Genomic DNA, 24,779 nt, shown 5'->3' on the forward strand with positions numbered 1-24,779 from the left:
CTCCAAGTTTAAATTTAGGTTATTAAGCAGATTGGTCTTGTGTTTGAATTTGAGGGTTTGGGATGCCATAGAATTCGCAAATCGCCACATCCACATGGTTTAAATCGTTTTCAATATGGTCAGTTTCAAACAAGCCATCAGGGGACTTAACAGTCGAATTGCCATTGTTTTTAGTCTGGAATACGTATTGACCATTAATCACCGCAGTCTGAAGGCAAGTGGTTACCATGCCCTCAAGAGTGATTTTCTCGTCTAGCATCTTCCCAATAGTTTTGATCTTGGTTTTACCTTGAGCGTCTTCTTCGGTATGACTTAAAAGGTATACGCGCTTATGGTCATGGGCATTAATTGCTGCGTTGAACACATCCCATGCATTGCGGCCAATCTCGGTGAACTTATCAAAGCTCTTTTCAGAACTGCGACGCATGAACTCATTCGCCATAACATACTGAAAGTCATCAATAATAATGATCGGACGCTTAGATCCATTAATTACATTAATGATGAATTGAGGGTTATCAGAGACCAAAATCGAACCCTGTTTATTTTCGGGTGTGATGTATTTCCAATTAGGTGAACGAAACGGTAACGGCTTTTTGATTACTTGAATTAACAGCACATTTCGCGGGTCCAAGTTTCTTAAGCTTGTAGATTTACCAGTACCAGACTGGCCAAGGATTAAAGTTGCAATACTCATTATTCATTACTCACTATTCATTATTTAAAGGGGAGGATTGGTTGCTATCGAGCACCAACCCAACCTGCGCGACGCTTATACTCACGCCGTTCACGAAGTGGAATATGTGTACGTTGTAGGGCGATTGCTAAGTTCTTCTTACGTTGGAATGTGCGTTCACGTTCAAAGTTTTCACGGATCCAAGGCTTGGCTGCATGAACCTCAAGCGTGATTAACTGCTCGGTACCATCCTTATTCACCACATAGATATGGCGACCTTTTTCAAAGTAGGTTGAATGGCCTAGACGCATACGGATGTTGCCTTCGTCATCTTGGCTGATGAACTCGGAAAACTTTTGAGTAGAAGTAGTCATTAGCCTGCCTCCACTAAACGATGTTTTTCGATATAGCCTTTGATGAGGGCATTGAAGTTCTGATGGTCGATATGGTTTGTGAAGTCGTTGTATGGATTGCCTAAGGCATCTGAAACGGTGACTTCATCAAGGCTGGTTACGTCTACAGCGGTGAATTCACTACCTGGTACGCCGTCTCTGTCTTCAAATGCCTCAACTTCAAAACGCGCAGTAACGCGGAAACCATCTAAACGAATAATCGCTTCGCCGTGGTTATCACCAGTCATACGTAATGCAAGAAGTTGATATTCAGAAGCGGCTACGTTGGCAACTACAGGTTGAGCAGCTTGCGGTGAGGTCTTAAACCCACAGCTAAGCACGCCTATTGTTACAGCAGCTACACCAAGAGATATCTTGATGGTATTGAAAGGGGATAAGGTTTTGGTCATAATTGATCTCGCAAGTTTGCAAAAGCGCATTAGATTTCTCAGGTCGGTGCGCTTTTTTAATGTCTGTGAGATAAAATATACCTGTGGGGTAAAATAAAGTAAATACCTGCAAGGTAAAATTATTAAAAATATTTTTACTAAATTGGTAAATTGAGATTAAATAGACAAAAGAAAACCCACCGCTGGGGTGGGTTGGATGGAGTTTTTTTTAATGACTAAAGAAGAGTTTCGAGCAAATTTGTATACAGCCTTAGTGGCTACAACACAAAACCCAGTTGTTATTCAAGAGCAAATCAAAATAGCTGAGGAGTTTGTATTCTCTAGCGCAGTAGTGAGCACCGAACGATTAAATGCTATGCATCAGACCGTAAAAGTGGTTTGTGACAATACTCTCGTCGGTGTTGAGACAAATAAAAAACGACAAGACTTGCTTCAAACCGTTCTAAATGATCCAATGCATCAACAGCTCCGTGCTTATAAAAGCCAACTTCTAAGTTATTCTGAGAATAATAAGCGCGATCCAGTGAATGCATTACTCGAAGATTTATTCTCAATATTATAGATGAATCACTCTCTATAATTATTTTCAGGGGTGTCGTCAGCATCTGCGACAACAATAATCATGTGTTTTTGCTGATGCCCTGATGATAAATACATAAAGTGGCGCGCAATAACCTTAAAATGAGCAAAATTTCCTCTTTCTTCTAACGGGCTGCAAAGGTCGATCATAATGCAATCACCTATAGAGGGAATTGGTTCTCCTTGCTCCACTTCATATCCAGCATCGGATAGCGTTATATTGTCAGGTCTATCAGCATCTTTAGCCAAATATTGAAATTCAATTTTCACTTAATTCTCCACCCGATCTATTCTTAAGGACTGCGTCGGGTTCGCAGCTTTTATTCTTTTTCAAAGTCACTGATGACTTACTTTATAAACATCCAGAGATAACCTAAACAAACTCATACCGGCCCAGCTTCGCAGTATTTAAAAGTTCTTCGTGATTACATAACTCTATTCTTGAAATAAAGTCTAAAGGCATAGTCAGTCTCTCAGCAGTAATGGTCTCGAAGTGAACCCAGATTGCAGCATCTTTATTCTCGAAGCTAATACTTACAAGTTTGACCAGGTCGTAAGGCTCACTATCATGGAGTAAGACAATATTGTAGAAATGATCTGTGCGTACATATGAGATAAGCATTTCATGAATAGCAGTTTGTTCATCACTGCTTAGCTCGCTATATTTGCTCAGCTCAATGTTATTGTATTCTTTACTCATTAATCATTCTCATTACGTGATTAAGCCGCATATAGCGGCTTTTTATTTAATCCAGCCAGCAAAATTGATCAGGGCTATTTATATATCCGAATACTTTTCTAAAAAGTCATCCACCCAACCTTGTGCTGTATCAAGATTGGTTATATCTGCTAGTTTTAGATTGGTGCTTTCTGCTTCGTTAAAGCCCTCAATAATCGCTTCAAAGATGTTTACTTCACCAATGACCTCGCGTGCTATTTCCGCAGCGTCGTAGCTTTGTTTGGCTTTTTTGAGAGCTGCTATTTGTTTATCAATTCCTGCACCAATTTTTTCTAATGCCAATTTGAATTCTTGACGATTAATTGTTAGCGCAGTTTTGGATTTATTAAGTGTAGCGATCATTTTGTTTTCCTTTTTTAAGAATTCTTATCATAGGATATCTTGGTTGATATCGTGTTAGACCTTTACTTGTTACAGCATCTATGGCTTTACGAGCGCTAATTCCAAACGGCCAACAAAATTGATTTCATTAAGTTGCTCATTCGTAATAAATTCATCTGGGTAGCGAACTTTATCTGGGTTATCACTTGCAAGCCTTACGGTTTTGCCACCTGCGTAACTAACAAAAATTCGCTTCATTCTTAATTCGTTGCTATGTGTAAAAACATATACATTGCCATTTTTCAGCATATCTGGATCTTTATCAGATATGTCTACAAAGAGTGGGCTATCAGGAGCCACAGTTGGCCACATACTGTACTCAGATGAGTAGATAATTCTTAAATTTTCAGGTTTTGTTTGAATACCCATGATTTTTAGTATGTAAGGATCTATATCAAGATATTCACTCACATCTTCTAAAAAATTCTCAATACCTGCACCACAGGATGCTTTGATATCCTTGTAGACAGGGATTCTCACATTGGTGGCTTTTGCGTCACCACTTCTAAATTCAATTGGGGCGATTTTAATACCGCTCGATTGAGCATGACTTGATTCCGAGTCATTGGAGTCAAGTGAAAAAGCATTTGCCTGATCTAGATACCCCTTTGGTTTTCCAAAAGCCTCCTCGATCTTTATCGCAGTTTCATCCCCAATATTCTTTGTTGGATTTTTACCAATATATTGACTGATTAAGTTATAGGAAATACCGGTCTTTTCAGCAAAATCCGCACGACTCAATCCAGATTCCTTTAATAAATTTCTAGCATTCATTAAGCGAATCTCATGAATTTGCATTAAGCCTGTCATACGAACCCCACATTTAAAATTACTTGTTAAATTTACCCGATGGGTAGAAAAAATAAATACCCTGATAGGTTGAATTAAATTTACCTTACAGGTATATTTGTATTTAATTTACCTATTGGGTGTATTTAAATGCCAAACTTATATGAATTCTGGAAAGCTTTAAGCGAGCCTGAAAAAAATAAATTTTGCGAGCGCGTAGGAGTTTCTTATGGATACATGGAGTCGCATCTAATCCATGGGCGCAAAAAGCCTCGCATGGAGACCATTCAAGCAATTGTGGATGCAAGCAACGATAAGCTTTCACATAAAAAATTATTTGAATTTTTCTTAAAGAAGAATCCCTCCGCCGCATAACCAATTATCACTTTGTCAAACCTTCAAAGAAACGTGAAACAAATAAAGGATTTCACAAATGCAAGAAATAACACTAAGCCGTGAAGCTCAAACGGCAATTTTTAAAATGATTAACCAGACAAAGGGAATTTCACCAAAGGAAATTGCTCAGGTCACTGGTGATTCGCATAACACCATATGCAACTACGGCAACGTAGGGATGCCAAACCATTTACCGAGCTTAAAGAAGCTTGAAACCATAATGATGTATACGCAGAACCCTGAAATTTTAAAGGTGTGGGCGCATCAGATGGGATACGCATTAGTACCAGTGGATTGTGACTCAAGCAAACATCATGAGCTATCGATCTTTGAAGCAATGATGCAACACAACATTAAGAGCGGGAAAGCAAACCGAGTTGTGTATGAGGCTTATGAGGATGGGGTGATTACACCAGCGGAATACGAAGAGATCCACCAGATTACCCAGGGCTTGATCGAGTTGATTACCGCCGTGGATCAGGCAGCACTTAAGCAAATGCAGAAGTACACAGCAAATGTTCAAAAAGAAAAAGCCTGATCGCAGAAATCAGGCTTTTTAATTCATTAATTATCGGAACCAATGAATATGAGAACAAATTTAGCACAACAAGCAATTCAGGACAATGCAAATAACGATTTCTTACAAGGGGATACGGTGGTGCTAATCGCTCCAGTGACTCTTGTGAATCGTGTGTTTGATACGGCTGATTTACTTTCCGTTGAGTACATAACTTCGTTGGGTGGTATTGGCGTTACAACGAATGGTGTGATCGTTGTAGTTGTAGATCCAACAGAGGTCCGTCATGCAACAACATTGGAGCTGAAATTAAAACGCCGTCTCACTTTAGCTGAACAAGCCTTAGCGGAGGTTCCATGATTACCAACAAGGCCATTCAAAAGAAGCCTGAGCATAAGCAGGTGATGCAGCTTCAATCATGGTACGAGCCAGCACTTCGCACATTAGATGGATTGCTGGAGATCCGTAGGGCAAATCTACGCAAGATCAAAGGTGATGAAAAGAATGCTGCAGTCACGCGAGATGAGTTTATGGAAATGCTGATCAATGATCATCGCATTTCAGCTTGGTATGCAGGTGAAATCATTTCAAGCCTGCATCGATCAGGACAGATTTTTATGTTTGGGCGCTTTATTAAAAATATCGAAAAGGGGGGTGCTCAGTGAGATATTCAGCTAAACGTGGGCAGAAAGATGTTCAAGCTCCTGCACCTATCGAAGTAATCATCCCTTTACTTGATCCAGTGACGATTTATTCAGCCAAAGAGCTTGCAGCTATGCCTTTGTCAGTCATGAACAAAGCAATTGAGGCACAGGAGGCTTATTTCATTCTTGAGCATACAACCCAAATGGGGGGGCAAGCCATAGCGATACGTCGTCAAATGCAGGAAGGTACCCAACTTATCCAGGTGAAAGAAAAGTCACGCACCAGGTACAAGATCAACAATCAATTTGTCGAACCTCGAATTATTCGTCAGTTGGAAAAACGTGGCTTAGTCAAATTGGAGGAAGCTAAATGAGTTTATTCAGCACTGGCCATGATGTCGTGGATCAGGTTGGTAGTGTTCACCTTGAGGGTAACATCTTACCAACCAGTTGGTTTAGTACCTTCGTTTTAGAGAGTGGAAAACCCGATTTAAACGCTATCGTTGTGCTTTCAGAAATCGTTTATTGGCATCGACCTACAGTGGTGCGTGATGAATATTCTGGCCAAGTTGTGCGCGTTAAAAAGAAGTTTAAATCTGATCTTTTGCAGCGTTCTTACCAGAGTTTTTCTGATCAATATGGCTTCTCAAAACAGCAAGTCAAAGAGGCATTTGATCGTCTTGAGAAATGTGGGGTGCTAAAACGTCACTTCCGAACAATTGAAGCTAACAATCAGAAATACAACAATGTTTTGTTTATTGAGCTTATTACCCCTGTGCTTTTTGAAATGACCACCCTCCCTCTTTCAAAAGGGGGAGACTCCCCATTTGAAAAGGCAGACCCTCCCCATTTCAAAAAGGGGACAAATACAGAGACTACTACAGAGATTACTACAGATATAAACACACAACAGGAATTGCCTGAAAATTCAGCTCAGGATGATTCATGGAAACCTGATCAAAATTTCCTAAGCACAATTTTGCTTCAAACGAAATTCAGCCATCGCGTAAATGAAATTTTAACCATGCCTGATTTCCAGTTTCACTTGGGTAGTTTCAATGCGCACTGGGAAAACAAAATCTATCTCACCGAAAACCAAAAAACGAGAAAGTTCGCAGCTTGGTTGGTGCAGGAATTTGAGAAGCAAGTAACCAAGACAGAGCGTGAAGGAAGAAAACCAACACGCAAACAATCTTCTGAAAAACCAAACAACCGCAATGTGAACGATCCTTGGGGTGAAGTTCAGAACTATGAACCAGCAACAGGTGATGTGGATACAAGGGGGCTCCTATGAACGCAATCGCACCGCTTAGTTTTGATATTCAGCAATCAACAGAATTTTGCCAGTTGCACCAGGCACAAATGGTTTCTTTCCGTGGTAAGTCGTTCTGCAAGCAATGCTCAACAGAAGCGCTTAACAAAGCTCAAGCAGAACATCACAACGCCGTGAATGCGATGGTTCGTGAAAAACACTTTCAAGGCGCAAAACTTCCAACCCGTCATGCGAACAGTGGGTTCAGAGAATACTTGGTCGCGAATAGCGGTCAGCAAAATGCAAAAACTCAATGCGTCACGTTTGTGAAGGATTTCACGAAGGGAATTAAGCGCAATTTGATCATGATTGGTCGTACCGGTACTGGGAAAACACACTTAGCTTGCGCCGTGGCTCGAAACATTCTTGAGACCCAAAAGTATGCCCGCTATGTGACCTCTGAAGACATGGCCAATGAAATAGCGAATGCATGGACCAAGGCTGATGATAGTGAAGTAAACGCTGTTCATCGCTTCACTGAATACGATCTATTGATTCTTGATGAATATGGATTGCATGACCGCCATGAAAACCGTCTCCAGCTGGTGCACAAAGTTCTTTACTCACGTTATGACGCTGGCAAGCCAACCATGTTGATTTCAAACATGACAGCACATGAATTGGAACAAGACCTTGGTGATCGTCTCTGGTCTCGTTTTCAGCATGATGGTTTGGATGTGGTTGAGTGTAATTGGCCAGATGAGCGTGTTGGGGGTGAAGTGTGAGCTATAAAGAAGACCATACGATAAATATTGATACTGTGGAAAATGTCATTAAGTTTTCACGCAAGTCTGAACGTGGCACATGCGAACATAAAAACATCCAGATATCAGCAGAAGAAAATGAAGTTTTATGCACTGACTGCAATGTTCGCTTAAACCCGGTCTGGTGGATTCAAAAGCACCTTAAGCACCTCAATCGGGCTACAGAAAGAAATAACAGTGTTTTATCTGAGGCACGGGAAATTTATAAAAAACTGGAAAATAAAAATTCATTCATGTGCAAACACTGCCATGAAGTGAATCTGATTGACTTCAAAAAATTACCGAGCAAGGCAGCAATCACGCGCGGAATATCTGTGGTTGAGCAGGATCATGCAGGTATGACTGTGGAGATCGATAGATGAATCAATCACTTTCAAAACTCAATAGCGCTGCTGTGCTAGATCGCGGAATTGGTGTCCTACTGGCTGTTAAGAACACCCCAGTAGCAACGGCATCCGAAATTCAACAACAAGTTATGCCAGATGTGACGAAACGTGCTGTACAGCGCTATTTAAAAAATTTGGTTCAGATGGGGCTTCTGTATGCAAAACACAGTGAAGGCCTAGAAAATCGATATTACCTGAGTGGTAAAGCTAAACAGTTATTTGAGGTGAAGGGATGAATAAAGGCGACCGCGTAAAAGTAGATTTTATTGGTGAATCAGCAACGATTTACTCAGGCAAACGCTTCACTGGATACGGTGTGTTAGACCGAGTTGAAGATGGTCGGGTATTTGGGCGCTTAGACGATGGAACGCCGTTTATGTGTTTGTGTACTGATGTGGAGGTGGTTGAGGGATGAGTAATAAAGATCAAGTTACTGAGCGTGATATTCGTTTACCTCAATTTAAGGATTCCAAGCTAGAAGATTTGGAGTTTGATGGAACTGGTGAAGTTGTTAGGAAAGATCGATTTGAAACATCAATGCGAAAAATCTCAGGAATGCTTCACGGTGTGAATGGCCTTTCTTCACGCAGTAGTTGGACATGCGAGCAGGTGGTAGAGGCTGTGAAGATCGTTTTGGAGCGGGGTGCCAGTGACTAGCAGCTACTCCATTGCTGAATACAAAAAGATGATCGGAGCGAATAAACCCAAAAGAGGATCTAAGCGCCCAAAGGTAAAAGGTCAAAAAGTACAGAGTGAGGGTGAGGTGATATTGGCCACAGCCCTGAGAGCTTTAAAGATTGAGTTTGAACAGGAGTTTAAGTTTCACCCCTCACGTAAATGGAGAGCTGATTTCCATTTGAAGGGTAAAAAGATATTAGTCGAAGTGGAAGGTGGAATCTGGAGTAATGGCAGGCATACAAGGGGTAAAGGGTATTTAGGAGACTTAGAGAAATATAACGCAGCAACGATGATGGGTTATCAGGTTATACGGTTTAGCACTGAGCAAGTGAAAAGCGGCAAAGCGATTGAGCAAATTTTAAAATTAATAGGGTGATGGAATGGCAATGGTTAAGGTTTGGGACAAAGAGATAACAGGCAAGCTTTATGCGGTTGGAGATATTCATGGCTGCTACAACCTGCTCATGACTCGACTTAAAGAAATTGGCTTCGACTTTGAAAATGATTTGCTGGTTGCGGTTGGTGATCTGGTGGATCGTGGAACTCAGAACGAAGAATGCGTAAGTCTAATTGATGAGCCTTGGTTTACATCCGTAAAGGGTAATCATGAAGATTTGGTCATCATGGGTGATGTTAATCGCTCTTACTTCAATTGCCATATTCAAAATGGTGGTGAGTGGTTTTATGACCTGGATTATCAGGTGCAGCGCGAAATCATTAAAAAATTAAAAACTCTACCGATTGCTTTGGAGATTAATCACAAAGCTAGAAAATTTGGCTTTGTTCATGGCCATATCGAACAGAACAATTGGGATGAGTTTAAAAGCATTCTAAATAATTTTGATCAAGCTCAGCACATTATCAAAAAGGAACGCTTCCCTACTGAATTAGCAATGTGGGGTCGTGATCGACTGGATGAAGAAAACCAACAATACACCCATGTTTCAGGAGTTGATGCGGTAATCATGGGGCATACGGTTACTCAGAAGCCATGCAAGCGCGATAACTGCTACTGGATTGATACTGGTGCGGTTCACTGGGGAACCATGACAATTTTAGATTTGAGTTTGATTTGAGGGGATTTGGGATGAATGCAGTTATGGCAGATAAATTTGAACAATTTGAATGGTTGACTCATGGCATTACTGCGAAGTCACCAAACTTTGAGCCACAAGCTCATGGCACTGGGGAGAAACCTTTGAATTACGAAGATCGTTTAGGTGCCATTGCTACAATGGATACGCAGTTGGCGAAGTCGGTTACTTCATTAATTGTCTTTGATGGTAAGTGTGAAAGTGATTATGAATATGTGCGTATGCACCTGGTAAATATCATGCTTCAAAACGCCGTGGCTGATAAGAAACGGGAGCCTGAGCAAATCACCATGAATCATTTGGCTTACTTAATTGCACGCATGGTTATAGATTTCTCTTTAGATCCCCAGCTTGAGAATAACTTCACTGCTCAAGGACGTTTGTACTATGCGGGGATTAATACCATGCAAATGAATGTTGATAATTATCGGATGACATGGAAGCAATACGAAAAGCTAATGGTCATGGCGATCGAGTCAGCAATTAATGAAGCATCAAAATCAATAGAGTTGTATAAGAAAAATACTTACAAAGAATTAAAGGCATAGGTATTTCGTTTTTGCGAAGACTAAGCTATAGTTTCACTATACTGGTCGTATTACGGTTTATCCGAGACCAAGCTTTAAAAGCTCATCAAACGATGGGCTTTTTTTGACATTGTTTGTTCATGAAAATAAGCAATAATGAATTTTTGTTTTGAGCTTTAACTGAAATGGCAATTCTAACTGTCAAGAAATTAGATGATACTCTTAGTGAATTAGTAGTTAACGGCAAAAAACCTGAAAAGATTTTGTTGGGTTATAAAGCGTATGGCGAGCTAATGAATGATCGTAGCTTTTTTGAGGAAGTAGCAGGGTCGGCAATGGATCCAAACAAACGAAAATATAAAAATATTAAAATTAAGGTTACCCAAGACGAATACCAGTTTGAAGTGAAGTGTTCAAAAGAATAGGTTTAAGCATCAAGGAAAGCTCGCCAAATGGTGGGCTTTTTTTATTCCTAAATAATTTGGAATAAAATGTGAATGAGATCTCAATATAAACCAAGTATATTAGTTGGTATTAAGTTCTCCATGATAGTTAATATCAGTTTATACCTGCACCTTCCCCAAGTTGCAGGTTTTTTTTGCTTCAATTTTTTATTCGATTAATGATTTAATTATTTTGTTGTAGTGCGACACGAAGTCGCTTAATGAAGTTGTTCCCCCCTGCGGGAACCACCCGTGTCACCGGGTGAATCTAGAAGGCTGAATAAAGAGCGCCTTCGACAATGTAACGAGGCACCGCAAGGTGCGGGGTATCAATCGTGAGAGGCGTACCCTTCTGGCAGCCATAGCCGGACAAGGGCTAGATAATCGGTATGGTGAACACATGTGAATCTGCGTAACGATCGTTAAGTTGAACGAGCGGAAATGGCTGATACGCTCGAACCAAAACGGTAATGGAGGTGGGAATTGCGTCTTTCGACTACGCATTCGTGACCCATACGCCTCCCGGTCGATAGCAGGCACCTAAGCCGATGTACTTCAGTAAGCGGAACGTGGAAATCCCGTATTACTCCCATTGGGAAAGCAGTTTGCAAAAACTGCCCATGGTGATGCGGGCGAAGGAACGAGGAAAAAGCGAATGCCAGTCTGTAATGGGTTGGATAGAGGTTGAAACATTACCCCACGCGAAAGCGGGCTGACGTCCTTATGGTCTCTCATCACAAGAGAGTGTGTAGAACCCTTTTAATGGAGGGAGAGCAAATGAATGCAGCAGTATCAGCGTGTGCACCTTCCAGCACATCGTGGGACAGCATCGATTGGATTGCTGTACAGCGTCATGTCAGAGGGCTGCAAGCGCGTATTGTGAAGGCGGTACAAGACGGCAGGCATAACAAGGCGAAAGCTTTGCAATGGCTGCTGACTCACTCGTTTAGTGGCAAAGCATTGGCCGTCAAACGAGTGTCTGAAAACAAAGGCAAAAACACGGCTGGGGTCGACAAGGTGACTTGGAATACACCCAAGGCCAAGACCGGTGCGATGATGTCGTTGAAGAGGCGAGGTTACACGCCCCTTCCGCTTCGGAGAGTCCTTATTCCGAAGAAAAATGGCAAGATGAGACCTCTCGGGATACCCACGATGAAATGCCGGGCCATGCAGGCGCTCCATCTGCTGGCTTTGGAACCCATCGCGGAGACCATCGCTGATCGGAACTCTTATGGGTTCAGACCGCAACGCTCAACCGCGGATGCTGCAGCACAGTGCTTTGGTGTGCTGTCAAGAAAAGTAAGTGCGGAGTGGGTGCTAGAGGGTGACATTCAAGGCTGTTTCGACAATATCAGCCATGACTGGATGATCGCCAACCTCCCAATGGACAAGGTGATTCTACGGAAATGGCTCAAAGCCGGTTACGTCTACCAAAGCAAGCTGTTTCCCAGTCTTTCCGGAACACCGCAAGGAGGTATTATCTCCCCGGTGCTGGCCAACATGACCTTGGACGGACTGGAAACGATGCTGGCGAAGAGGTTCTCTAACGCCAAATGGACAGGCAAAAAGCTGCAACTGGTACGGTATGCGGATGATTTCATCATCACGGGGTATTCTAAAGAGTGGCTCGAAAATGAAGTTCGTCCTGCCGTGGTTGAATTTCTGGCGCAGCGCGGTCTCGTGCTCTCTCAGGAAAAGACCAAAATCACGCACATAGGGAACGGGTTCGATTTTCTTGGCTGGAACGTACGTAAGTACAACGGCAAGCTACTGATCAAGCCGTCAAAGGCAAACATCAGCGCTCATCTTGACAAGCTGCGAGCATTAATCAATGCAAACAAAGCGACACGACAGGCCACTTTGATCGGTTTGCTCAACCCGATTCTAAGGGGTTGGGCCAACTATCATAGTCATGTCGTTGCCAAGAAGGTTTTCAACCAGGTAGACAACGCAGTGTGGGAAATGCTCTGGCGATGGGCTGTACGTCGCCACCCTCGCAAGACACTCCGATGGGTCAAAGATCGGTATTTCAAAGTACAAGGAGCGCGTCGATGGGTGTTCTCATGTGATGAACAGTCCGCCGATGGTCGGAAGCGACAATACACATTAGTGTCTGCCTCGGACACGCCAATTGTGCGACATATCAAGATCAAGGCTGCTGCTAACCCTCATGACCCCGCATGGGATGAGTACTTCGAATCCCGATGGGGTAAAAGAATGCTGGTCTCCGCAAAGGGGCGAGCCAAGCTGTATCGGGTGTGGCTAAAACAAGGTGGTCGCTGCTGCGCCTGTCTTAAACCAGTCACCAAAGATACACCATGGCACAGCCGTCATATTGTGAAGCTAAGTCATGGTGGAACGGATGCAGTTGCTAATCTTGAGATTTACCATCTGTATTGTCCGAGGAGTGTTCAGTTTGCCAATGTCAACGATGTATAACCGGGTGCCGAATGGCGCCTTAGCAGAGGCTTGAGCCGTGTGCTGGGAAACTCGCATGCACGGTTCTTAGGGGGTTGGACGTAGGTAACTGCGTCTGACTACCCGACAATAAAAACAACGATTCCTTGTATCAGCGCAAAATGAGTCAAGGGGAAAAGCCTTACAGAGATGTAGGGCTTTTTTATTGCTGTATACAAATTGCAGGAGCTTTGATGGGCTTTTTAAACAACTAAGATGGTATAGTGACGCTCTCTTTTAAGTGTCCCTCTATATGCCTGAAATCTATAAATACATTTACACTCAGATTAGTGTATTCGGTTCATTACCAACACATAAAGTTCTTATAAATAGTACACATAACAAGACCAAATTAATTTTCGCTGATAATACTTTTGTTTATGGGGCTGTTTCTGATTGGGCAGTAGGTCTATCCGGGCTTGATTCGAGAAAATCAATATGGTCGGAAGAACCCAAGTTGTTTTTAGAGGGTGAAAAGAGAAGATTGAGCCTCTATCGAGCATCTCATCCAGCATTTATACCTGAAGCAATTTTAGGGTAGGCTTTAGATATTTTGAATTTCGTTAATACTATAAGTGTTTATATTTCAAATAAAGTTTGCTTTGTGGTTGCTTAGGGCGTATAAAGCTAACTCGTTGATGCGGGATGGAGCAGTCTGGTAGCTCGTCGGGCTCATAACCCGAAGGTCGTTGGTTCAAATCCAGCTCCCGCTACCAATGAAAAAGATTCAAAGTTTATAGCCTAGTCCCCGTGGATTAGGCTTTTTTTATGGCGGCTTGACTTTAATCGTAGTGGTTTAAATTTTAATGCCGCCACCCATTTGACCCTCATGGCACAACCTCAATTTGAGGACGTGCTATATGACAACCCTATCCTGTGAGTGTGCCAGCTTACAGAACATGCCTTGAGTAAACGCCTAGATGGTTTAGGCAATTCCAGCTAGGGCTTGGCAACCCGACCTTAAAGAGAATGAAAGCAAGTGAAGTTGACCGTGCATGTAAGGTTAATGTGATTGTGAGTAGCGGTAGATCAGTTGCCGAGCTGATTAATATCGAACTATAGGCAGGGGTGTGGCAGATCACCACATCCTTATTTAGTTACATAGTGAACAATAATTCATCAAAATGAGATTGGATAGATACAATTTCGGGTGATATTTTTAATTAAATATTCTACATGGATGGAATTAAAGATGAAGCTACTAACTTTATTAGGTATTGGTGTTATGGCAAGTTGCTGCTATAGATCAAAGCGCATTGCTAGCAAACACGCTTCACACTCAAACTTCGATAAAATTGTTCAAAAAGCTGCTCTGCATGGCTTCTAAACAATTTAGTTAGTGTTGGGTTTTGTAATAAATATATGATTGTAGGAGAACGAAATGCTTCAATTGTTAATTTGTTTATTTGGCCTTCATGGTGCAACTGAGATTGACGGTGAAGTCAAAGAATGCCGTGATTGTTTGAAAGAAATATAAGGCCTTTCGCTACGTTTCCTTAGTCATTTGCCGAACGGATTACGGCACATAAAACCCCGCTCAATATGCATTATTGGCGGGGTTTTTCTTTTCTTATTGGGTGGATGCTATGACAGACAAAGTACAAGCTAAAAAAGACTTAGAGTTTTGCAGTGCTGAGCTGTCTAAGTATCAGAATCTCAGCCGTTCGGGTTTGACACGGGATGAGATGCTGGCAATAGATGGCATTATGATTAAGTTGAAACAGCGGGTTAAGAATCTAAGAACAACCCTATGCGATAATTAACTAAAATTAACTAATACATCGTCTTTGTATAATTTCTTACATATCTATCACTGTAAATTGTGAGAAATGTATTCTTTTAGTGTTGATAATTTTTTTAATTGTGAGAGTATAAAAAAAGAACAATAAAGGGAGAAAAGTATGGCTTCACAAGATGTGCTTATAATCTCGGTTTCGGCCTTTGTCCTTGCATTAACGATTTATGAGTTTGGGCAGATGTCGATGTTGTTTTAAACTAAACCACCTTCGGGTGGTTTTTTAATGGGCGCAAAATATGAACGCAGACGACTATTTCTGGAAAACAAAAAAGCGCCCACCTAAAACCAAACCACGCTCTAAACCTCTTCCTAAAGCAAAAGAAAAATACCTAGAAGCTGAAGAGACTTTATTTCAGGAGTTAGAAGAACACCTGATTGGCTATGAGCGTAAATTTCAATTTGAATCCACTAAAAACTGGCGATTCGATTTTTATATTGTGAAGCTGAGACTTCTTATTGAAATAGCAGGTAGTCCTTGGGCTGTCGGGCGTGGTGGAAGAAAGATAGCAAACGCATTTAATAAGTATGATCTGGCTGAAGATATGGGTTACAAGATTCAGCGTTTTGAGCCACATGCAATTGAGTCGGGTGGTGTGATTCGGTGGATCAAGTCGCAGTTAGAGAGATTAGAAGATGGAACAGATCAGACCATTCCCACCGACGGATCTTATTGATCAGGCTGAGGAAGAAGAAGCAATTCGCCTTGCGCCCGCCGTGGAATTAAAAGAATGGGTGATTAAAAACTTTCTAACCATTGGTGGTCAGCTCCACAATCCAGATCATGACCATATCTCTGAGCTACTACACGACGATGAAACCTTCTTAGCTTTTGCTTGGGCATCATCTGCATGCCAGTCAAAGAAACGCATGGTACTCGGTCAATGTGAAAAAGTGATGTTTAACCAAGGTGGATGGAAGAAAGCCCGGCAGGAGCAGCAGATGCGAGACTGGTTTGGTTGTGTGCCTGTTTATCTAATTACCATCGATGCCTCATTCTGTGAGCAAGCTTCAGATCATGACTTCTGTGCCTTGATCGAGCATGAGCTTTACCACATTGGCGTAGAACGTGATCAAGACGACGAAATCATGTACAGCGACAATACTGGCTTACCAAAGCATTACTTAGCGGGTCATGACGTTGAAGAGTTCTATGGCGTGGTCAAACGTTGGGGTGCAAACGAGAGTGTCAAGCGCTTAGTCGAAATCTCAAAGAATGCGCCGTTTGTATCTGATTTTAATGTGTCTGCGTGTTGTGGGAACTGTGTGATCAATTGAGCCTTTGGGCTCTTTTTATTTGGCCGTCTTCTTTGACGTACTTTGACGGATAGAAGGAAATGGCTACTTTAAATAAAAAGCAAAAACTCTTTATTGTGCGGTCACTTGCACAGTTTAATACACCTCAGGAAACCGTACTGCTCGTCAAAGAAGAATTTACGATTGATGTAAGCCGTCAGCAGTGTGAAGCTTATGACCCAACCAAGCGCGTTGGCAAAGACTTAAGCGCTGAACTAAAAGCTGAATTTGAGGCTACCCGTAAAGATTTTTTAGAAGCGCCGCAAAACATTCCAATTGCTAACCTGACTGTTCGATTGCAGAGATTGGAAAACCAATACCAAAAGCATGGCAAAAACCGAGTAGCAGCGCTGAGCATTCTCAAGCAAGCAGCTGAAGATATGGGTGGTAAATATACCAATAAGCAAGAAATTACAGGCGCTGGTGGTGGCCCATTGCAGAGTGAAAACGTCACTCCTGTGACCGCTACCGATGAGCAGATAAGGCAGGCAATAAATGAACTCGAGAGTGAATATTGATCCTGTAAAACTCAAAGCAAAGCGCATGAAGTGTGAAGATGAGCACCTGTTTTTTACACGTGCATTCTTTAAGCCCCGCATGGGGTTTAAGTTCTCAGTCAATTGGCACCATGAGTATATGGCTTGGGCGATTGACGAGGTTATTGCTGGGCGGATTGAAAACCTCGTAATTAATGTTCCTCCTGGTTCTGGTAAAACTGAGCTGCTGACCAACTTGATCCCGCGCGGTATCGCACGGAACCAACGTTCAAGATTCTTATATTTATCATTCTCACAATCTCTAGTTGAGGATGTGTCATCTACAGCACGAAACATCGTTAAATCGGCTGATTTTCAGGGCTTATGGCCAGTGAAGATCTCAACCAATACCGATGCTAAGGCCAGTTGGAAAACGACCGTAGATGGTTATGAAGCAGGGCATGTGTATTCTGCTTCGATGGGTGGTCAGGTTACGGGCCGCCGTGCAGGTACATTGGCTGATAATGGATTCACAGGTGCGATTATCCTGGATGATCCGCTCAAGCCTGAAGATGCATTCAGTAAGACAGCACGTAACAAGGCAAACCGTAAGATTCTGAACACGGTCAACTCACGTAAAGCCAAATCATCTACACCGATTATTCTGATCATGCAGCGTTTACACGTTGAGGATCCAACCAACTTTGTGATGACTGGCAACGTGCCAGGGAAATGGCATCAGATCTCGATACCAGCACTGATTGATGATGATTACATCAACTCATTGCCTGAGCATATTCGTAAGAAAGTGCCACGCGATGTCGAACGAGACGAGAAAGGACGTCAAAGCTATTGGCCACTGAAAGAATCGCTTCAGTCATTACTTCAGCTTGAGAAAGGCGGTGAGGATAAAGACGGCGCTACGGTGTCTCGTTATACGTTCAGTAGTCAGTATCAGCAAGAGCCTAAAAAGCTCGGTGGTGATCTTGTTAAGGCTGAATGGTTCGGTCGCTATCTCGAACTGCCTCCACTCAAGTGGCGTGCGATCTGGGCAGATACGGCGCAAAAAACCAAAGAGCATAACGACTATTCAGTGTTCTTGTGTGCTGGCTTAGGGCATGACAATCGCCTGTATATCATCGACGTGCGCCGTGGTAAATGGGAAGCACCTGAACTGATTAAGGAAGCCAAGGCTTTCATCAATAAGCACAAGGAAAGCAATACCAAGATTGGCAAGCTTCGATACATGGCCATTGAGGACAAGGCATCTGGAACGATGCTGATCCAAAACATTTCGCGTGATACCACATTACCAATCAAGGCGATTCAGCGTGATACGGACAAACTGACGCGAACCATGGACGTGGTGTTCTACGTTGAAGATGGTCGTGTCATGTTACCTGTGAGTGCGCCGTGGCTATTGAACTATGTGGAAGAGATCGAAGGGCTGACTGCCAGCATGTCACATGAGCATGATGACCAGTGGGACCCTACCATCGATGCGATTAACGATTCACTTGCGAAAAAGCCGACTGTATTTGATTAGAGGTATTTATGGCTAAAGATAAAAAGTCTGATACAGGCGGTAAAATTAAAACGCTTGTGGCAGATGCAGTAAAACAGGCAATGAATGCCATTGGTGATGCTGGTGCATATACCAACTTGGTATCGAATATTGGTACTGAGCGCGATAAAGCCAGTGCTGGAAAGTTCGTACGTAAAGACATTGATGATGAACAGCTTGAAGCGGTGTACCAAAACTGGCTCGCACGCCGTATCGTCAATCGACCTGCGTCAGACATGCTTCGTGCTGGATGGTTCTATGAAGGGATTCAAGGTGATGATCTAAAACGGCTTGAGGAAGCGTGTAAGGCATTTCACTTAGAGCATGTGCTTTTATCAGGCTTAATCCTGTCTCGTCTCTACGGCGTTGTGTATATTCTGCTTGGAACGGCTGACGGTGCTGCCTTAGATCAGCCTTTAGATATTTCTAAGCTTGGCCAAGGTCGATTAGAGTTCTTTACGGTCGTGAAAAAGAAATACATCACACCTGATAAGAACTCGTATTTACCGCCGTCGGCATGCTGTGGGCTGCTGAAACAGCCTGAATTTTACGAGATGAAAATGGGGAATGAGGCTAAGAAGCGCATTCACCATACTCGCTTGATTCGTATTGCTCATGCCGATGTAGTGAATGAAGAGCCACAAAGCATTCTGCAGGAAGTCTATGAGGATCTACTTGACCATGCCAGTGTAAAGCGTGGATCTGCCAGCCTGATTCATGAATCGAAGATCGATGTCATTCAGACACCTCAGTTAGTCGATAAGATCAAGGAGGATATGAAAGGGGTTATGGAGCGCTTTATGTCCGTAGGCTTAATGAAAAGTCTGAACGGCATGCTGGTCCTTGATGCGGAGGAAGAGTACAGCTCGAAAACGTATAACTTCGCTGGCTTGCCTGACATGATGCGTGAGTTTTCAGTGCAGACGGCTGGCGCGGCAGATATTCCTTATACGATTCTGTTTGGCCAATCACCTGCAGGTATGAATGCAACAGGTGAACATGACACCCGTAACTATTACGACTCGATTGCAACGAAACAGGAATGGGACCTCAAGCCTATTTTAATGAAGTTTCTTGCTGTGATTTGCCAGTCTACATTTGGGCGTCAAATCCCTGAATTGAATGTTGTGTTTAATCCACTTTGGCAATTGGATGCAAAAGTCCGTTCAGAGGTGGAGAAAGCCAATGCTGAGCGTGATGAAAAGTATCTCAATATGGGCATCATCACTGAACCACAGATCGCACGTCAGCTTAATATCGACGGCGTTTATTCTGTGATTGGTGAAGATCACATCAAAGAATTGGAAACGATGGTGAAGCCAAATGACAACGATGATACAGATCCTTAAACCTCAGCTTCAGCAGATCAAGAAACGCAAGAAAGGTCGCAAGGCTAAGCCTAAAGCTGTTAAGGTCAATCGACGTGTTGAGTTGTTCTATACACGTCAGCTTTTGGAAATATCTAAATATTGCCAAGAACAAACCAAGGATTTTGTTTTACCTACCGTAGGGCAGAACATTGGTGATGGCTGGGTGACGGATCTATTCACGGCGTTACGTGAAAAGATGGTGAAGTACACCATGGAAGTGTCGGTATCTTTGGCCACTAAGGTGGTGATGGATACCAGCAAGGAAGTGGATAAGCAGATTGCCAGTCATACCAAGACCATTCTTGGTGTGGATTTGACGCCGTTTTTCCGTGGCGCTGATATTCAGGATGAGATTGATACTCAGATTGCTGTAAACGTTTCGCTGATTAAGTCTATTCCAAGTCAGTACACCGACAAGCTTGAAGCCTTGGTGATGAATGCCTTGCAAACAGGGCAGACCAATGAGGAACTGGCTCAGGAAATTAAAAAGCTCGGTCATAGTACGGACTATCGAGCACGCTTAATTGCTTCTGATCAGATGGGCAAGATCAACGGTGCGATCAATAAGAAGCGTCAAGAATCGATGGGTGTTGAAACTTATGTATGGCAGTCAGCAAAAGATGAGCGTGTAAGAACAGATCACCGGATTAAAAATGGTCAAACATTCCGTTGGGATGAACCACCTTCAGGCGGTCATCCAGGTCAACCGGTTCGATGCCGATGCACGGCGTTGCCGAATTATGAGGATATTTTGATATAGTTGATTATTACCACAATCACATAAGATAAAAATTGAAACCAGATTATATTTCTTGTTTAACACAAGCATGCGAACGTAGCAGAGAGCTTAACCTTATTCCTGAAGATTTTATTTTAAACTTGAACAGAATGGAGCTAGGAGAAGACTTTGATGACTATCTCTTCAAGTTACATATCCATTTAAAACAAAATGAAGGGGTGCTTGGTAATTGCTTTAAAGTTTCGCACTGGCTAAGGGATTTAGTTAATGATTTTTTTAAAGAGGATTGCGCCTTAATCACCATAGGACATGTAATTGATGATGGTCAGCCTGTGTTTCATCAATCAATGGATCAAAGATTACGTCAGTTGGAGTTAGGGCAAGTTAAATTGCCTATAAATCTTCATTGTTGGGTAACTTTACCAGGTGGAATTATTCTTGATCCAACATTTTTCACTACAAAATATGAAAGTTGGAGAGGGAGAATTCTATTTGGTTATTATAAGGATATGCCAGAGAGCGTTTTCTTTTATCCAGAGTTCATTGGTTCAGAGTATTTGATAAGAACTGGTATACCAATAGATATGTAAGTATTAATTCCACCAACCCACTTAGGTGGATTTTTTATTACCTATATACCCAAGAGCCGATAAGGCTCTTTTTTATTGAGCTAAATTTATGAAACACATTTACCAACTCAAAATTGGTGACTTTGCACCGAGTGAAAGCACACGCTCATTTACCAAAGAAGGGTATTTGAAATGCGTCAGTGTTCGCTTGGCCAAAGCACCTCAAGTACGTCAGTACTACGCTTATGAATTTCCGAATTTGGAAGGCTATTCAGCAGATCAGGTTATCAATGTCTATGTGGCAGCTGAGGATCTATTTAAGCCTGAAGTCATTAAAGGATTCGACGGCGTAGATGCTACGGACTATCACCCACCTAAAAATGAAATCAATGCCTCTAACTGGAAGGAATACCACATTGGCGAATGTGAAAACGTACGCCAAGAAGGTGATTTCATGGTCGGTGATCTGATCATTAAAGATCAAAACAGTATCAATGCCATTCAAAACAATGAGCGCGTCGAGATCTCATTGGGCTATGCGGCTGATCTTGTCCTTGAACAAGGCGCGGCACCTGATGGTACGCCGTATCAAGCTCGCTTTATCAATTTTAAAGGCAATCACGTGGCGCTGGTGAAATACGGTCGCTGTGGCGGTGATTGTCGCGTCGGTGACCATAAACCAAACCCAAAGGGGAAAAAGATGGAAATTAAAGTAAACGGTATTCGCTTTGAGATTGGTGACAACCAAGCGCTAGCTGATGCTGTAAAGCAACAAGAAGACCAGCTTGAAAACTTGAAAGCAGCAAAACTCAAAGTCGGTGACAAACAATTTGCCATCGGTGATGAATTGCCAGCTGTGCAAGCAGTGGTTGATACCTTGCAGACTGAAAATGCACAGCTTAAGCAGAAAGTTGGTGATCTGGAGCAAAACCAGATGACACCTGAAAAACTGGATCAGGTCGTTGCAGAACGCGCCTCTGTCATTGCGGACGCCGTTGCATTGGTGCCAGGTATTAAAACTGAAGGCTGTTCATGTGAACAAATCAAACGTGACGTGATTGCTGCCAAGGCTGGTGACACGTTGGTGACCGCTGTACTCGGTGGTGTCGCCGTCGGTGATGCTAAGCCTGATCAAGTCGACACGGTATTCCGCGCACTGTCAGCAGTGAAATCGACCACACCAGGCAATGCAGTCGGTGATGCATTACATCAACAGCAACAACAGCAAAACAATAATCAGGACCCTAAAGAAAATAAGGGTTATGACAAGTCTGCTGCATACAAAACAATTTAAGGGGAACTTGAATCATGGTTCAGCAATTAAATGCGGTGGTCGGTCAGCGTGGCCGTTTAACTGCCAAAGAAGTTGTACTGTCATTACCGCTTTCAGGTCTGACTTTAGTCAATGACGGTGACGTAGTTGTCCGCACGACTGACGGCAAATCAGTAACGGCTGTGTCAGGTGCTACACCTACACGTTTTGGTGTCGTGGTACGCCACGGCGTTGGTAAATCAGGCAAAACGGCGGCTGGCAAAGAAGCCTATAAAGCGGCTGATATGTTGCCTGTGATGTTTGAAGGTGCAATTTGGGTCAAGCCTACAGCGCCAATCACTGACATTACTGCTGCGGTTTACGTAAAAACTGCAAACGGTACCACAGCAGCGCCGTTGGGTTCTTTGTCGAGCTCAGCAACTGACGGAACAGTATTACCAGGTGCAGCATGGGAAACCGTGACAGGTGCCGATGGTTTAGCCCTTCTTAATCTTCGTGGAGCTTAATTAAACATGAGCAAATTAGCAAAAATGAAAGCGCGTTTAACGCCGATTTCACATGCCATTCAGGCACAAGTTGGCGATGCGTTCAACATGGATGCATTGGCACAGCTCTTCGTAAAGATCGAAGAACAAAATGAAATTACACCGCAGCTGGCGCAGGTCCTTGACTACGCCAAGTTCATCCCAGTGACCAATGTAAATGCGGTTTATGGTGGTGGTGAAATCCTGTCTCGTAAAAAAGGCGTGGGTATCGGCGAAGACTATGCTGGTACAGGTGATGATATTCCGCTTGCAGAAGTTGAATACGATACTGTAAGCCTACCAGTGAAAGTCGGTGTGATTGGCTACCAATATTCAGTGGTTGAATTGGCGACCGCACAGCAAATGAACCTCACGCTTGAAGCGGACAAAGTTCAGGCTGCAAACTTGGCTGCTGAAAAACACATGTCAAATGTGGCCTGGTACGGTTACACCAAAGCGAATGCCAGTGGACAGCTTGAAAAAGTGAATGGCTTCTTAAACCAAACAGGCGTGACCATCGTGACAGGTCAGCATGATTGGGCTACGGCGACCATTGAAGAGGTTTTATCCGACTTCAATAACTCATTGGCTGATTCTTCAGATTTGTTTGATGGTGACTCTTCAATTGAGCCTGACACTTACTTAATGGCATCAGCTCAGTACACTCACTTATCGACACGTGTCGTGCCAGATTCAGGTGGTAAAACATTTCTGAAGTACATTGAAGAAAACAATATCTTCTCAACTCAAGGCAAACCATTAGCCATCCGTGGATCTGGCCGTGGTAATGGTAAGGGTACCGCAAGTGCTGACCGTTCGATCATCTATCGCCGTGATCCATCATGTATCCAGTTTAAAGGTAACAGCGTTGAGTTCTTGACGGCGCAACCAAAAGGCTTAGATGTGCTTGTACCTGGTCACTACAAATACCAGGGCGTTTGGCTGAAGCGTGTTGATTCGCTTCGTTACCTTGACCATGCATAAGGATTAAAATCTCATGGCTAAATATTCATACACATACAGCGGCTCTAATGCCGCTTTTGTTTTTGCTGGGGTAGCAACTTTACCAACAGGCATCGCCATAGCACTTGAAGCCGACCAGCACAAGGCACTTCAAAAGAACAAGTTCGCTAAGCATTTGATTGATGCTGGTGAGCTAAGCATTGAAGAAATTGCAGAAGTTGGTGATTCAAAACCTGCTTCAGGTCGTGGTAAAGGTGCTCAAGCTGGCAAGCCTGATGATGGCAAAGGCAAGGGCGATAAATCCAAAGGGACTGACTTGACGATTGATGACGTGCGTAAAGCGCTGACAGATCTTGAAATCACCTTTACTGAAGATGAAACCCTTGAGCAGCTGCAAGCCAAACTTACTCAAGCCACTGAATAAGGTGATCTATGGACCCACAAGCTTTTAAATTGAAGTTCAAGTACGACACGGCGCTGATGAATCTTCCTGATGCAGAAATTACAGACGCATTAGAGGAAGCGGATCTCGTTGTGAAGTCACTTGAATTTGGTGCTCTGAAAGAACGTGCTGTGGGTCTATATGCAGCACATATTCTTAAGGTTGCACTCAAATCAAAGTCGGGTAACAGCTTTTCAGATGCTTCGAGCATGACCATTGCAGGTCAGAGCGTGAGCTTTTCACGTTCGGGTACCGATGCGTTTTATAACCAAAGCATTTATGGCCAGCGTTACCTGGCATTAAAAAATTCAATTCCAGTCGGCAATGATGGTACCAACCCCAATCGTTTGGGCGTTGGTGCTTTCGTTGTTTAGGAGCAAGGCATGTCATTTAAGTATCAAGCACCAGTGCATTTTCAAGGAACATCTATTGAATGCGCGGGTCAGACTTATCACATCACAACTAAGCACACGATTGAATCTGATGTAGATATTTTTTATGCATTACAGCCATTAGGTTTTACACGTGCAGTACCTGAAACCAAAGCAGAACCTAAAAAGGAAACTGCTGCTGCAAAGTAGGTG

At 42.9% G+C, this 24,779-nt stretch carries 39 protein-coding genes and 1 tRNA gene; 33 read left to right on the top strand and 7 right to left on the bottom strand.

Annotated features, from left to right (window positions below; genetic code table 11):
* Positions 1-22: 22 nt before the first annotated feature.
* Genes AC4CU3_RS16955 through AC4CU3_RS16965 form a run of 3 tightly spaced genes read right to left on the bottom strand, consistent with a single transcriptional unit; the run spans position 23 to position 1,478 of the window.
* Entirely contained in the window at positions 23-697 is a 675-nt protein-coding gene (locus tag AC4CU3_RS16955) for a hypothetical protein (RefSeq protein ID WP_058869364.1), read from the bottom strand.
* Positions 698-741: 44 nt separating this feature from the next.
* Complete coding sequence (locus AC4CU3_RS16960) at positions 742-1,050, bottom strand: hypothetical protein (RefSeq protein WP_490738424.1); 309 nt, start codon at positions 1,048-1,050, stop codon at positions 742-744.
* Positions 1,050-1,478, bottom strand: coding sequence for a hypothetical protein (locus AC4CU3_RS16965; protein ID WP_490738425.1), 429 nt, complete (start codon positions 1,476-1,478; stop codon positions 1,050-1,052). The genes AC4CU3_RS16960 and AC4CU3_RS16965 overlap by 1 nt, the downstream gene beginning before the upstream one ends.
* Positions 1,479-1,689: 211 nt before the next feature.
* On the opposite strand from AC4CU3_RS16965, the gene AC4CU3_RS16970 reads away from it, so the two are divergent.
* Positions 1,690-2,040: a hypothetical protein gene (locus AC4CU3_RS16970; protein ID WP_279691362.1), complete on the top strand. Its 351-nt coding sequence runs from the start codon at positions 1,690-1,692 to the stop codon at positions 2,038-2,040.
* Between the two features lie 5 nt (positions 2,041-2,045).
* Here AC4CU3_RS16970 and AC4CU3_RS16975 read toward each other — a convergent pair whose 3' ends face one another.
* From AC4CU3_RS16975 to AC4CU3_RS16990, 4 genes are all read right to left on the bottom strand, one after another.
* On the bottom strand, positions 2,046-2,327 hold the full coding sequence (locus AC4CU3_RS16975; RefSeq protein WP_151837174.1) for a hypothetical protein: 282 nt from the start codon (positions 2,325-2,327) through the stop codon (positions 2,046-2,048).
* Positions 2,328-2,430: 103 nt separating this feature from the next.
* On the bottom strand, positions 2,431-2,757 hold the full coding sequence (locus tag AC4CU3_RS16980) for a hypothetical protein (protein ID WP_490738426.1): 327 nt from the start codon (positions 2,755-2,757) through the stop codon (positions 2,431-2,433).
* A gap of 78 nt (positions 2,758-2,835) precedes the next feature.
* Positions 2,836-3,138 (bottom strand): hypothetical protein, encoded by a 303-nt coding sequence (locus AC4CU3_RS16985; protein ID WP_125273661.1) that lies wholly within the window; start codon positions 3,136-3,138, stop codon positions 2,836-2,838.
* Between the two features lie 78 nt (positions 3,139-3,216).
* Entirely contained in the window at positions 3,217-3,987 is a 771-nt protein-coding gene (locus AC4CU3_RS16990; protein ID WP_131230301.1) for a LexA family transcriptional regulator, read from the bottom strand.
* Positions 3,988-4,116: 129 nt separating this feature from the next.
* On the opposite strand from AC4CU3_RS16990, the gene AC4CU3_RS16995 reads away from it, so the two are divergent.
* The 32 genes from AC4CU3_RS16995 (at position 4,117) to AC4CU3_RS17150 (ending at position 24,776) form a co-directional block, all read left to right on the top strand.
* Positions 4,117-4,341: an XRE family transcriptional regulator gene (locus AC4CU3_RS16995; protein ID WP_131230303.1), complete on the top strand. Its 225-nt coding sequence runs from the start codon at positions 4,117-4,119 to the stop codon at positions 4,339-4,341.
* Positions 4,342-4,399: 58 nt separating this feature from the next.
* Positions 4,400-4,900, top strand: coding sequence for a phage regulatory CII family protein (locus tag AC4CU3_RS17000; RefSeq protein ID WP_490738427.1), 501 nt, complete (start codon positions 4,400-4,402; stop codon positions 4,898-4,900).
* Between the two features lie 48 nt (positions 4,901-4,948).
* Positions 4,949-5,239: a hypothetical protein gene (locus AC4CU3_RS17005; RefSeq protein WP_490738428.1), complete on the top strand. Its 291-nt coding sequence runs from the start codon at positions 4,949-4,951 to the stop codon at positions 5,237-5,239.
* Positions 5,236-5,544: a hypothetical protein gene (locus AC4CU3_RS17010; RefSeq protein ID WP_490738429.1), complete on the top strand. Its 309-nt coding sequence runs from the start codon at positions 5,236-5,238 to the stop codon at positions 5,542-5,544. Before AC4CU3_RS17005 ends, AC4CU3_RS17010 begins: the two co-directional genes overlap by 4 nt.
* Complete coding sequence (locus tag AC4CU3_RS17015) at positions 5,541-5,897, top strand: hypothetical protein (RefSeq protein ID WP_490738430.1); 357 nt, start codon at positions 5,541-5,543, stop codon at positions 5,895-5,897. The genes AC4CU3_RS17010 and AC4CU3_RS17015 overlap by 4 nt, the downstream gene beginning before the upstream one ends.
* Positions 5,894-6,817, top strand: a complete 924-nt coding sequence (locus AC4CU3_RS17020; RefSeq protein ID WP_490738431.1) for a hypothetical protein — start codon at positions 5,894-5,896, stop codon at positions 6,815-6,817. The genes AC4CU3_RS17015 and AC4CU3_RS17020 overlap by 4 nt, the downstream gene beginning before the upstream one ends.
* Positions 6,814-7,560, top strand: a complete 747-nt coding sequence (locus AC4CU3_RS17025; RefSeq protein WP_490738432.1) for an ATP-binding protein — start codon at positions 6,814-6,816, stop codon at positions 7,558-7,560. Before AC4CU3_RS17020 ends, AC4CU3_RS17025 begins: the two co-directional genes overlap by 4 nt.
* Positions 7,557-7,961, top strand: coding sequence for a hypothetical protein (locus tag AC4CU3_RS17030; protein ID WP_114836962.1), 405 nt, complete (start codon positions 7,557-7,559; stop codon positions 7,959-7,961). The genes AC4CU3_RS17025 and AC4CU3_RS17030 overlap by 4 nt, the downstream gene beginning before the upstream one ends.
* A complete protein-coding gene (locus AC4CU3_RS17035) occupies positions 7,958-8,221 on the top strand; it encodes an IclR family transcriptional regulator (RefSeq protein ID WP_004694150.1) in 264 nt (87 codons plus the stop codon). The genes AC4CU3_RS17030 and AC4CU3_RS17035 overlap by 4 nt, the downstream gene beginning before the upstream one ends.
* Entirely contained in the window at positions 8,218-8,400 is a 183-nt protein-coding gene (locus tag AC4CU3_RS17040; RefSeq protein WP_490738433.1) for a hypothetical protein, read from the top strand. The genes AC4CU3_RS17035 and AC4CU3_RS17040 overlap by 4 nt, the downstream gene beginning before the upstream one ends.
* A complete protein-coding gene (locus AC4CU3_RS17045; RefSeq protein ID WP_224466660.1) occupies positions 8,397-8,642 on the top strand; it encodes a hypothetical protein in 246 nt (81 codons plus the stop codon). Before AC4CU3_RS17040 ends, AC4CU3_RS17045 begins: the two co-directional genes overlap by 4 nt.
* Before the next feature lie 28 nt (positions 8,643-8,670).
* Positions 8,671-9,039, top strand: coding sequence for a DUF559 domain-containing protein (locus AC4CU3_RS17050; protein WP_490738434.1), 369 nt, complete (start codon positions 8,671-8,673; stop codon positions 9,037-9,039).
* Positions 9,040-9,043: 4 nt separating this feature from the next.
* Entirely contained in the window at positions 9,044-9,739 is a 696-nt protein-coding gene (locus tag AC4CU3_RS17055) for a metallophosphoesterase (protein ID WP_395475219.1), read from the top strand.
* A gap of 11 nt (positions 9,740-9,750) precedes the next feature.
* Entirely contained in the window at positions 9,751-10,305 is a 555-nt protein-coding gene (locus tag AC4CU3_RS17060; protein WP_062034632.1) for a hypothetical protein, read from the top strand.
* A gap of 164 nt (positions 10,306-10,469) precedes the next feature.
* A complete protein-coding gene (locus AC4CU3_RS17065) occupies positions 10,470-10,709 on the top strand; it encodes a hypothetical protein (protein ID WP_004693409.1) in 240 nt (79 codons plus the stop codon).
* Positions 10,710-11,504: 795 nt separating this feature from the next.
* Complete coding sequence (gene ltrA / locus AC4CU3_RS17070; RefSeq protein WP_005167203.1) at positions 11,505-13,166, top strand: group II intron reverse transcriptase/maturase; 1,662 nt, start codon at positions 11,505-11,507, stop codon at positions 13,164-13,166.
* A 271-nt stretch (positions 13,167-13,437) separates the two neighbouring features.
* A complete protein-coding gene (locus tag AC4CU3_RS17075) occupies positions 13,438-13,725 on the top strand; it encodes a hypothetical protein (protein WP_490738435.1) in 288 nt (95 codons plus the stop codon).
* A 98-nt stretch (positions 13,726-13,823) separates the two neighbouring features.
* A tRNA-Met gene (locus AC4CU3_RS17080) sits at positions 13,824-13,900 on the top strand.
* 870 nt (positions 13,901-14,770) lie between these two features.
* Complete coding sequence (locus AC4CU3_RS17085) at positions 14,771-14,947, top strand: hypothetical protein (RefSeq protein ID WP_489773900.1); 177 nt, start codon at positions 14,771-14,773, stop codon at positions 14,945-14,947.
* Between the two features lie 271 nt (positions 14,948-15,218).
* Positions 15,219-15,656 carry a PDDEXK family nuclease gene (locus AC4CU3_RS17090; protein ID WP_489773899.1) on the top strand — a complete coding sequence of 146 codons (438 nt, stop codon included), beginning with the start codon at positions 15,219-15,221 and terminating at the stop codon, positions 15,654-15,656.
* Positions 15,616-16,257, top strand: a complete 642-nt coding sequence (locus AC4CU3_RS17095) for a putative metallopeptidase (RefSeq protein WP_092585993.1) — start codon at positions 15,616-15,618, stop codon at positions 16,255-16,257. The genes AC4CU3_RS17090 and AC4CU3_RS17095 overlap by 41 nt, the downstream gene beginning before the upstream one ends.
* A 59-nt stretch (positions 16,258-16,316) precedes the next feature.
* Entirely contained in the window at positions 16,317-16,793 is a 477-nt protein-coding gene (locus AC4CU3_RS17100) for a DUF2280 domain-containing protein (RefSeq protein WP_125273674.1), read from the top strand.
* On the top strand, positions 16,771-18,297 hold the full coding sequence (gene terL / locus AC4CU3_RS17105; protein ID WP_490738436.1) for a phage terminase large subunit: 1,527 nt from the start codon (positions 16,771-16,773) through the stop codon (positions 18,295-18,297). The genes AC4CU3_RS17100 and terL overlap by 23 nt, the downstream gene beginning before the upstream one ends.
* 80 nt (positions 18,298-18,377) lie before the next feature.
* Positions 18,378-19,664, top strand: coding sequence for a DUF1073 domain-containing protein (locus tag AC4CU3_RS17110; RefSeq protein ID WP_490738471.1), 1,287 nt, complete (start codon positions 18,378-18,380; stop codon positions 19,662-19,664).
* A complete protein-coding gene (locus AC4CU3_RS17115; RefSeq protein WP_490738437.1) occupies positions 19,639-20,445 on the top strand; it encodes a phage head morphogenesis protein in 807 nt (268 codons plus the stop codon). The genes AC4CU3_RS17110 and AC4CU3_RS17115 overlap by 26 nt, the downstream gene beginning before the upstream one ends.
* A 32-nt stretch (positions 20,446-20,477) precedes the next feature.
* Positions 20,478-21,014, top strand: a complete 537-nt coding sequence (locus AC4CU3_RS17120; RefSeq protein ID WP_490738438.1) for a hypothetical protein — start codon at positions 20,478-20,480, stop codon at positions 21,012-21,014.
* 88 nt (positions 21,015-21,102) lie between these two features.
* On the top strand, positions 21,103-22,287 hold the full coding sequence (locus AC4CU3_RS17125; protein ID WP_490738439.1) for a DUF2213 domain-containing protein: 1,185 nt from the start codon (positions 21,103-21,105) through the stop codon (positions 22,285-22,287).
* Positions 22,288-22,301: 14 nt separating this feature from the next.
* A complete protein-coding gene (locus AC4CU3_RS17130; protein WP_131230329.1) occupies positions 22,302-22,772 on the top strand; it encodes a structural cement protein Gp24 in 471 nt (156 codons plus the stop codon).
* A gap of 6 nt (positions 22,773-22,778) precedes the next feature.
* Positions 22,779-23,774 (top strand): DUF2184 domain-containing protein, encoded by a 996-nt coding sequence (locus AC4CU3_RS17135; protein WP_100357077.1) that lies wholly within the window; start codon positions 22,779-22,781, stop codon positions 23,772-23,774.
* Between the two features lie 13 nt (positions 23,775-23,787).
* Positions 23,788-24,177, top strand: a complete 390-nt coding sequence (locus AC4CU3_RS17140) for a hypothetical protein (RefSeq protein ID WP_490738440.1) — start codon at positions 23,788-23,790, stop codon at positions 24,175-24,177.
* An 8-nt stretch (positions 24,178-24,185) separates the two neighbouring features.
* Positions 24,186-24,569, top strand: a complete 384-nt coding sequence (locus AC4CU3_RS17145; RefSeq protein ID WP_490738441.1) for a DUF4054 domain-containing protein — start codon at positions 24,186-24,188, stop codon at positions 24,567-24,569.
* 9 nt (positions 24,570-24,578) lie between these two features.
* Positions 24,579-24,776 carry a hypothetical protein gene (locus AC4CU3_RS17150; RefSeq protein WP_151765190.1) on the top strand — a complete coding sequence of 66 codons (198 nt, stop codon included), beginning with the start codon at positions 24,579-24,581 and terminating at the stop codon, positions 24,774-24,776.
* Positions 24,777-24,779: the final 3 nt, after the last annotated feature.

The sequence above is a fragment of the Acinetobacter sp. 802_lipA genome (assembly GCF_058242885.1).

What these genes read in the sequence shown, in the direction of transcription:
- AC4CU3_RS16955 (WP_058869364.1), bottom strand. Translation starts at nt 697, where the DNA reads ATGAGTATTGCAACTTTAATCCTTGGCCAGTCTGGTACTGGTAAATCT.
- AC4CU3_RS16960 (WP_490738424.1), bottom strand. Translation starts at nt 1,050, where the DNA reads ATGACTACTTCTACTCAAAAGTTTTCCGAGTTCATCAGCCAAGATGAC.
- AC4CU3_RS16965 (WP_490738425.1), bottom strand. Translation starts at nt 1,478, where the DNA reads ATGACCAAAACCTTATCCCCTTTCAATACCATCAAGATATCTCTTGGT.
- AC4CU3_RS16970 (WP_279691362.1), top strand. Translation starts at nt 1,690, where the DNA reads ATGACTAAAGAAGAGTTTCGAGCAAATTTGTATACAGCCTTAGTGGCT.
- AC4CU3_RS16980 (WP_490738426.1), bottom strand. Translation starts at nt 2,757, where the DNA reads ATGAGTAAAGAATACAATAACATTGAGCTGAGCAAATATAGCGAGCTA.
- AC4CU3_RS16985 (WP_125273661.1), bottom strand. Translation starts at nt 3,138, where the DNA reads ATGATCGCTACACTTAATAAATCCAAAACTGCGCTAACAATTAATCGT.
- AC4CU3_RS16990 (WP_131230301.1), bottom strand. Translation starts at nt 3,987, where the DNA reads ATGACAGGCTTAATGCAAATTCATGAGATTCGCTTAATGAATGCTAGA.
- AC4CU3_RS16995 (WP_131230303.1), top strand. Translation starts at nt 4,117, where the DNA reads ATGCCAAACTTATATGAATTCTGGAAAGCTTTAAGCGAGCCTGAAAAA.
- AC4CU3_RS17000 (WP_490738427.1), top strand. Translation starts at nt 4,400, where the DNA reads ATGCAAGAAATAACACTAAGCCGTGAAGCTCAAACGGCAATTTTTAAA.
- AC4CU3_RS17005 (WP_490738428.1), top strand. Translation starts at nt 4,949, where the DNA reads ATGAGAACAAATTTAGCACAACAAGCAATTCAGGACAATGCAAATAAC.
- AC4CU3_RS17010 (WP_490738429.1), top strand. Translation starts at nt 5,236, where the DNA reads ATGATTACCAACAAGGCCATTCAAAAGAAGCCTGAGCATAAGCAGGTG.
- AC4CU3_RS17020 (WP_490738431.1), top strand. Translation starts at nt 5,894, where the DNA reads ATGAGTTTATTCAGCACTGGCCATGATGTCGTGGATCAGGTTGGTAGT.
- AC4CU3_RS17025 (WP_490738432.1), top strand. Translation starts at nt 6,814, where the DNA reads ATGAACGCAATCGCACCGCTTAGTTTTGATATTCAGCAATCAACAGAA.
- AC4CU3_RS17035 (WP_004694150.1), top strand. Translation starts at nt 7,958, where the DNA reads ATGAATCAATCACTTTCAAAACTCAATAGCGCTGCTGTGCTAGATCGC.
- AC4CU3_RS17040 (WP_490738433.1), top strand. Translation starts at nt 8,218, where the DNA reads ATGAATAAAGGCGACCGCGTAAAAGTAGATTTTATTGGTGAATCAGCA.
- AC4CU3_RS17045 (WP_224466660.1), top strand. Translation starts at nt 8,397, where the DNA reads ATGAGTAATAAAGATCAAGTTACTGAGCGTGATATTCGTTTACCTCAA.
- AC4CU3_RS17050 (WP_490738434.1), top strand. Translation starts at nt 8,671, where the DNA reads ATGATCGGAGCGAATAAACCCAAAAGAGGATCTAAGCGCCCAAAGGTA.
- AC4CU3_RS17055 (WP_395475219.1), top strand. Translation starts at nt 9,044, where the DNA reads ATGGCAATGGTTAAGGTTTGGGACAAAGAGATAACAGGCAAGCTTTAT.
- AC4CU3_RS17060 (WP_062034632.1), top strand. Translation starts at nt 9,751, where the DNA reads ATGAATGCAGTTATGGCAGATAAATTTGAACAATTTGAATGGTTGACT.
- AC4CU3_RS17065 (WP_004693409.1), top strand. Translation starts at nt 10,470, where the DNA reads ATGGCAATTCTAACTGTCAAGAAATTAGATGATACTCTTAGTGAATTA.
- ltrA (WP_005167203.1), top strand. Translation starts at nt 11,505, where the DNA reads ATGAATGCAGCAGTATCAGCGTGTGCACCTTCCAGCACATCGTGGGAC.
- AC4CU3_RS17075 (WP_490738435.1), top strand. Translation starts at nt 13,438, where the DNA reads ATGCCTGAAATCTATAAATACATTTACACTCAGATTAGTGTATTCGGT.
- AC4CU3_RS17085 (WP_489773900.1), top strand. Translation starts at nt 14,771, where the DNA reads ATGACAGACAAAGTACAAGCTAAAAAAGACTTAGAGTTTTGCAGTGCT.
- AC4CU3_RS17090 (WP_489773899.1), top strand. Translation starts at nt 15,219, where the DNA reads ATGAACGCAGACGACTATTTCTGGAAAACAAAAAAGCGCCCACCTAAA.
- AC4CU3_RS17095 (WP_092585993.1), top strand. Translation starts at nt 15,616, where the DNA reads ATGGAACAGATCAGACCATTCCCACCGACGGATCTTATTGATCAGGCT.
- AC4CU3_RS17100 (WP_125273674.1), top strand. Translation starts at nt 16,317, where the DNA reads ATGGCTACTTTAAATAAAAAGCAAAAACTCTTTATTGTGCGGTCACTT.
- terL (WP_490738436.1), top strand. Translation starts at nt 16,771, where the DNA reads ATGAACTCGAGAGTGAATATTGATCCTGTAAAACTCAAAGCAAAGCGC.
- AC4CU3_RS17110 (WP_490738471.1), top strand. Translation starts at nt 18,378, where the DNA reads ATGAATGCCATTGGTGATGCTGGTGCATATACCAACTTGGTATCGAAT.
- AC4CU3_RS17115 (WP_490738437.1), top strand. Translation starts at nt 19,639, where the DNA reads ATGACAACGATGATACAGATCCTTAAACCTCAGCTTCAGCAGATCAAG.
- AC4CU3_RS17125 (WP_490738439.1), top strand. Translation starts at nt 21,103, where the DNA reads ATGAAACACATTTACCAACTCAAAATTGGTGACTTTGCACCGAGTGAA.
- AC4CU3_RS17130 (WP_131230329.1), top strand. Translation starts at nt 22,302, where the DNA reads ATGGTTCAGCAATTAAATGCGGTGGTCGGTCAGCGTGGCCGTTTAACT.
- AC4CU3_RS17135 (WP_100357077.1), top strand. Translation starts at nt 22,779, where the DNA reads ATGAGCAAATTAGCAAAAATGAAAGCGCGTTTAACGCCGATTTCACAT.
- AC4CU3_RS17140 (WP_490738440.1), top strand. Translation starts at nt 23,788, where the DNA reads ATGGCTAAATATTCATACACATACAGCGGCTCTAATGCCGCTTTTGTT.
- AC4CU3_RS17145 (WP_490738441.1), top strand. Translation starts at nt 24,186, where the DNA reads ATGGACCCACAAGCTTTTAAATTGAAGTTCAAGTACGACACGGCGCTG.
- AC4CU3_RS17150 (WP_151765190.1), top strand. Translation starts at nt 24,579, where the DNA reads ATGTCATTTAAGTATCAAGCACCAGTGCATTTTCAAGGAACATCTATT.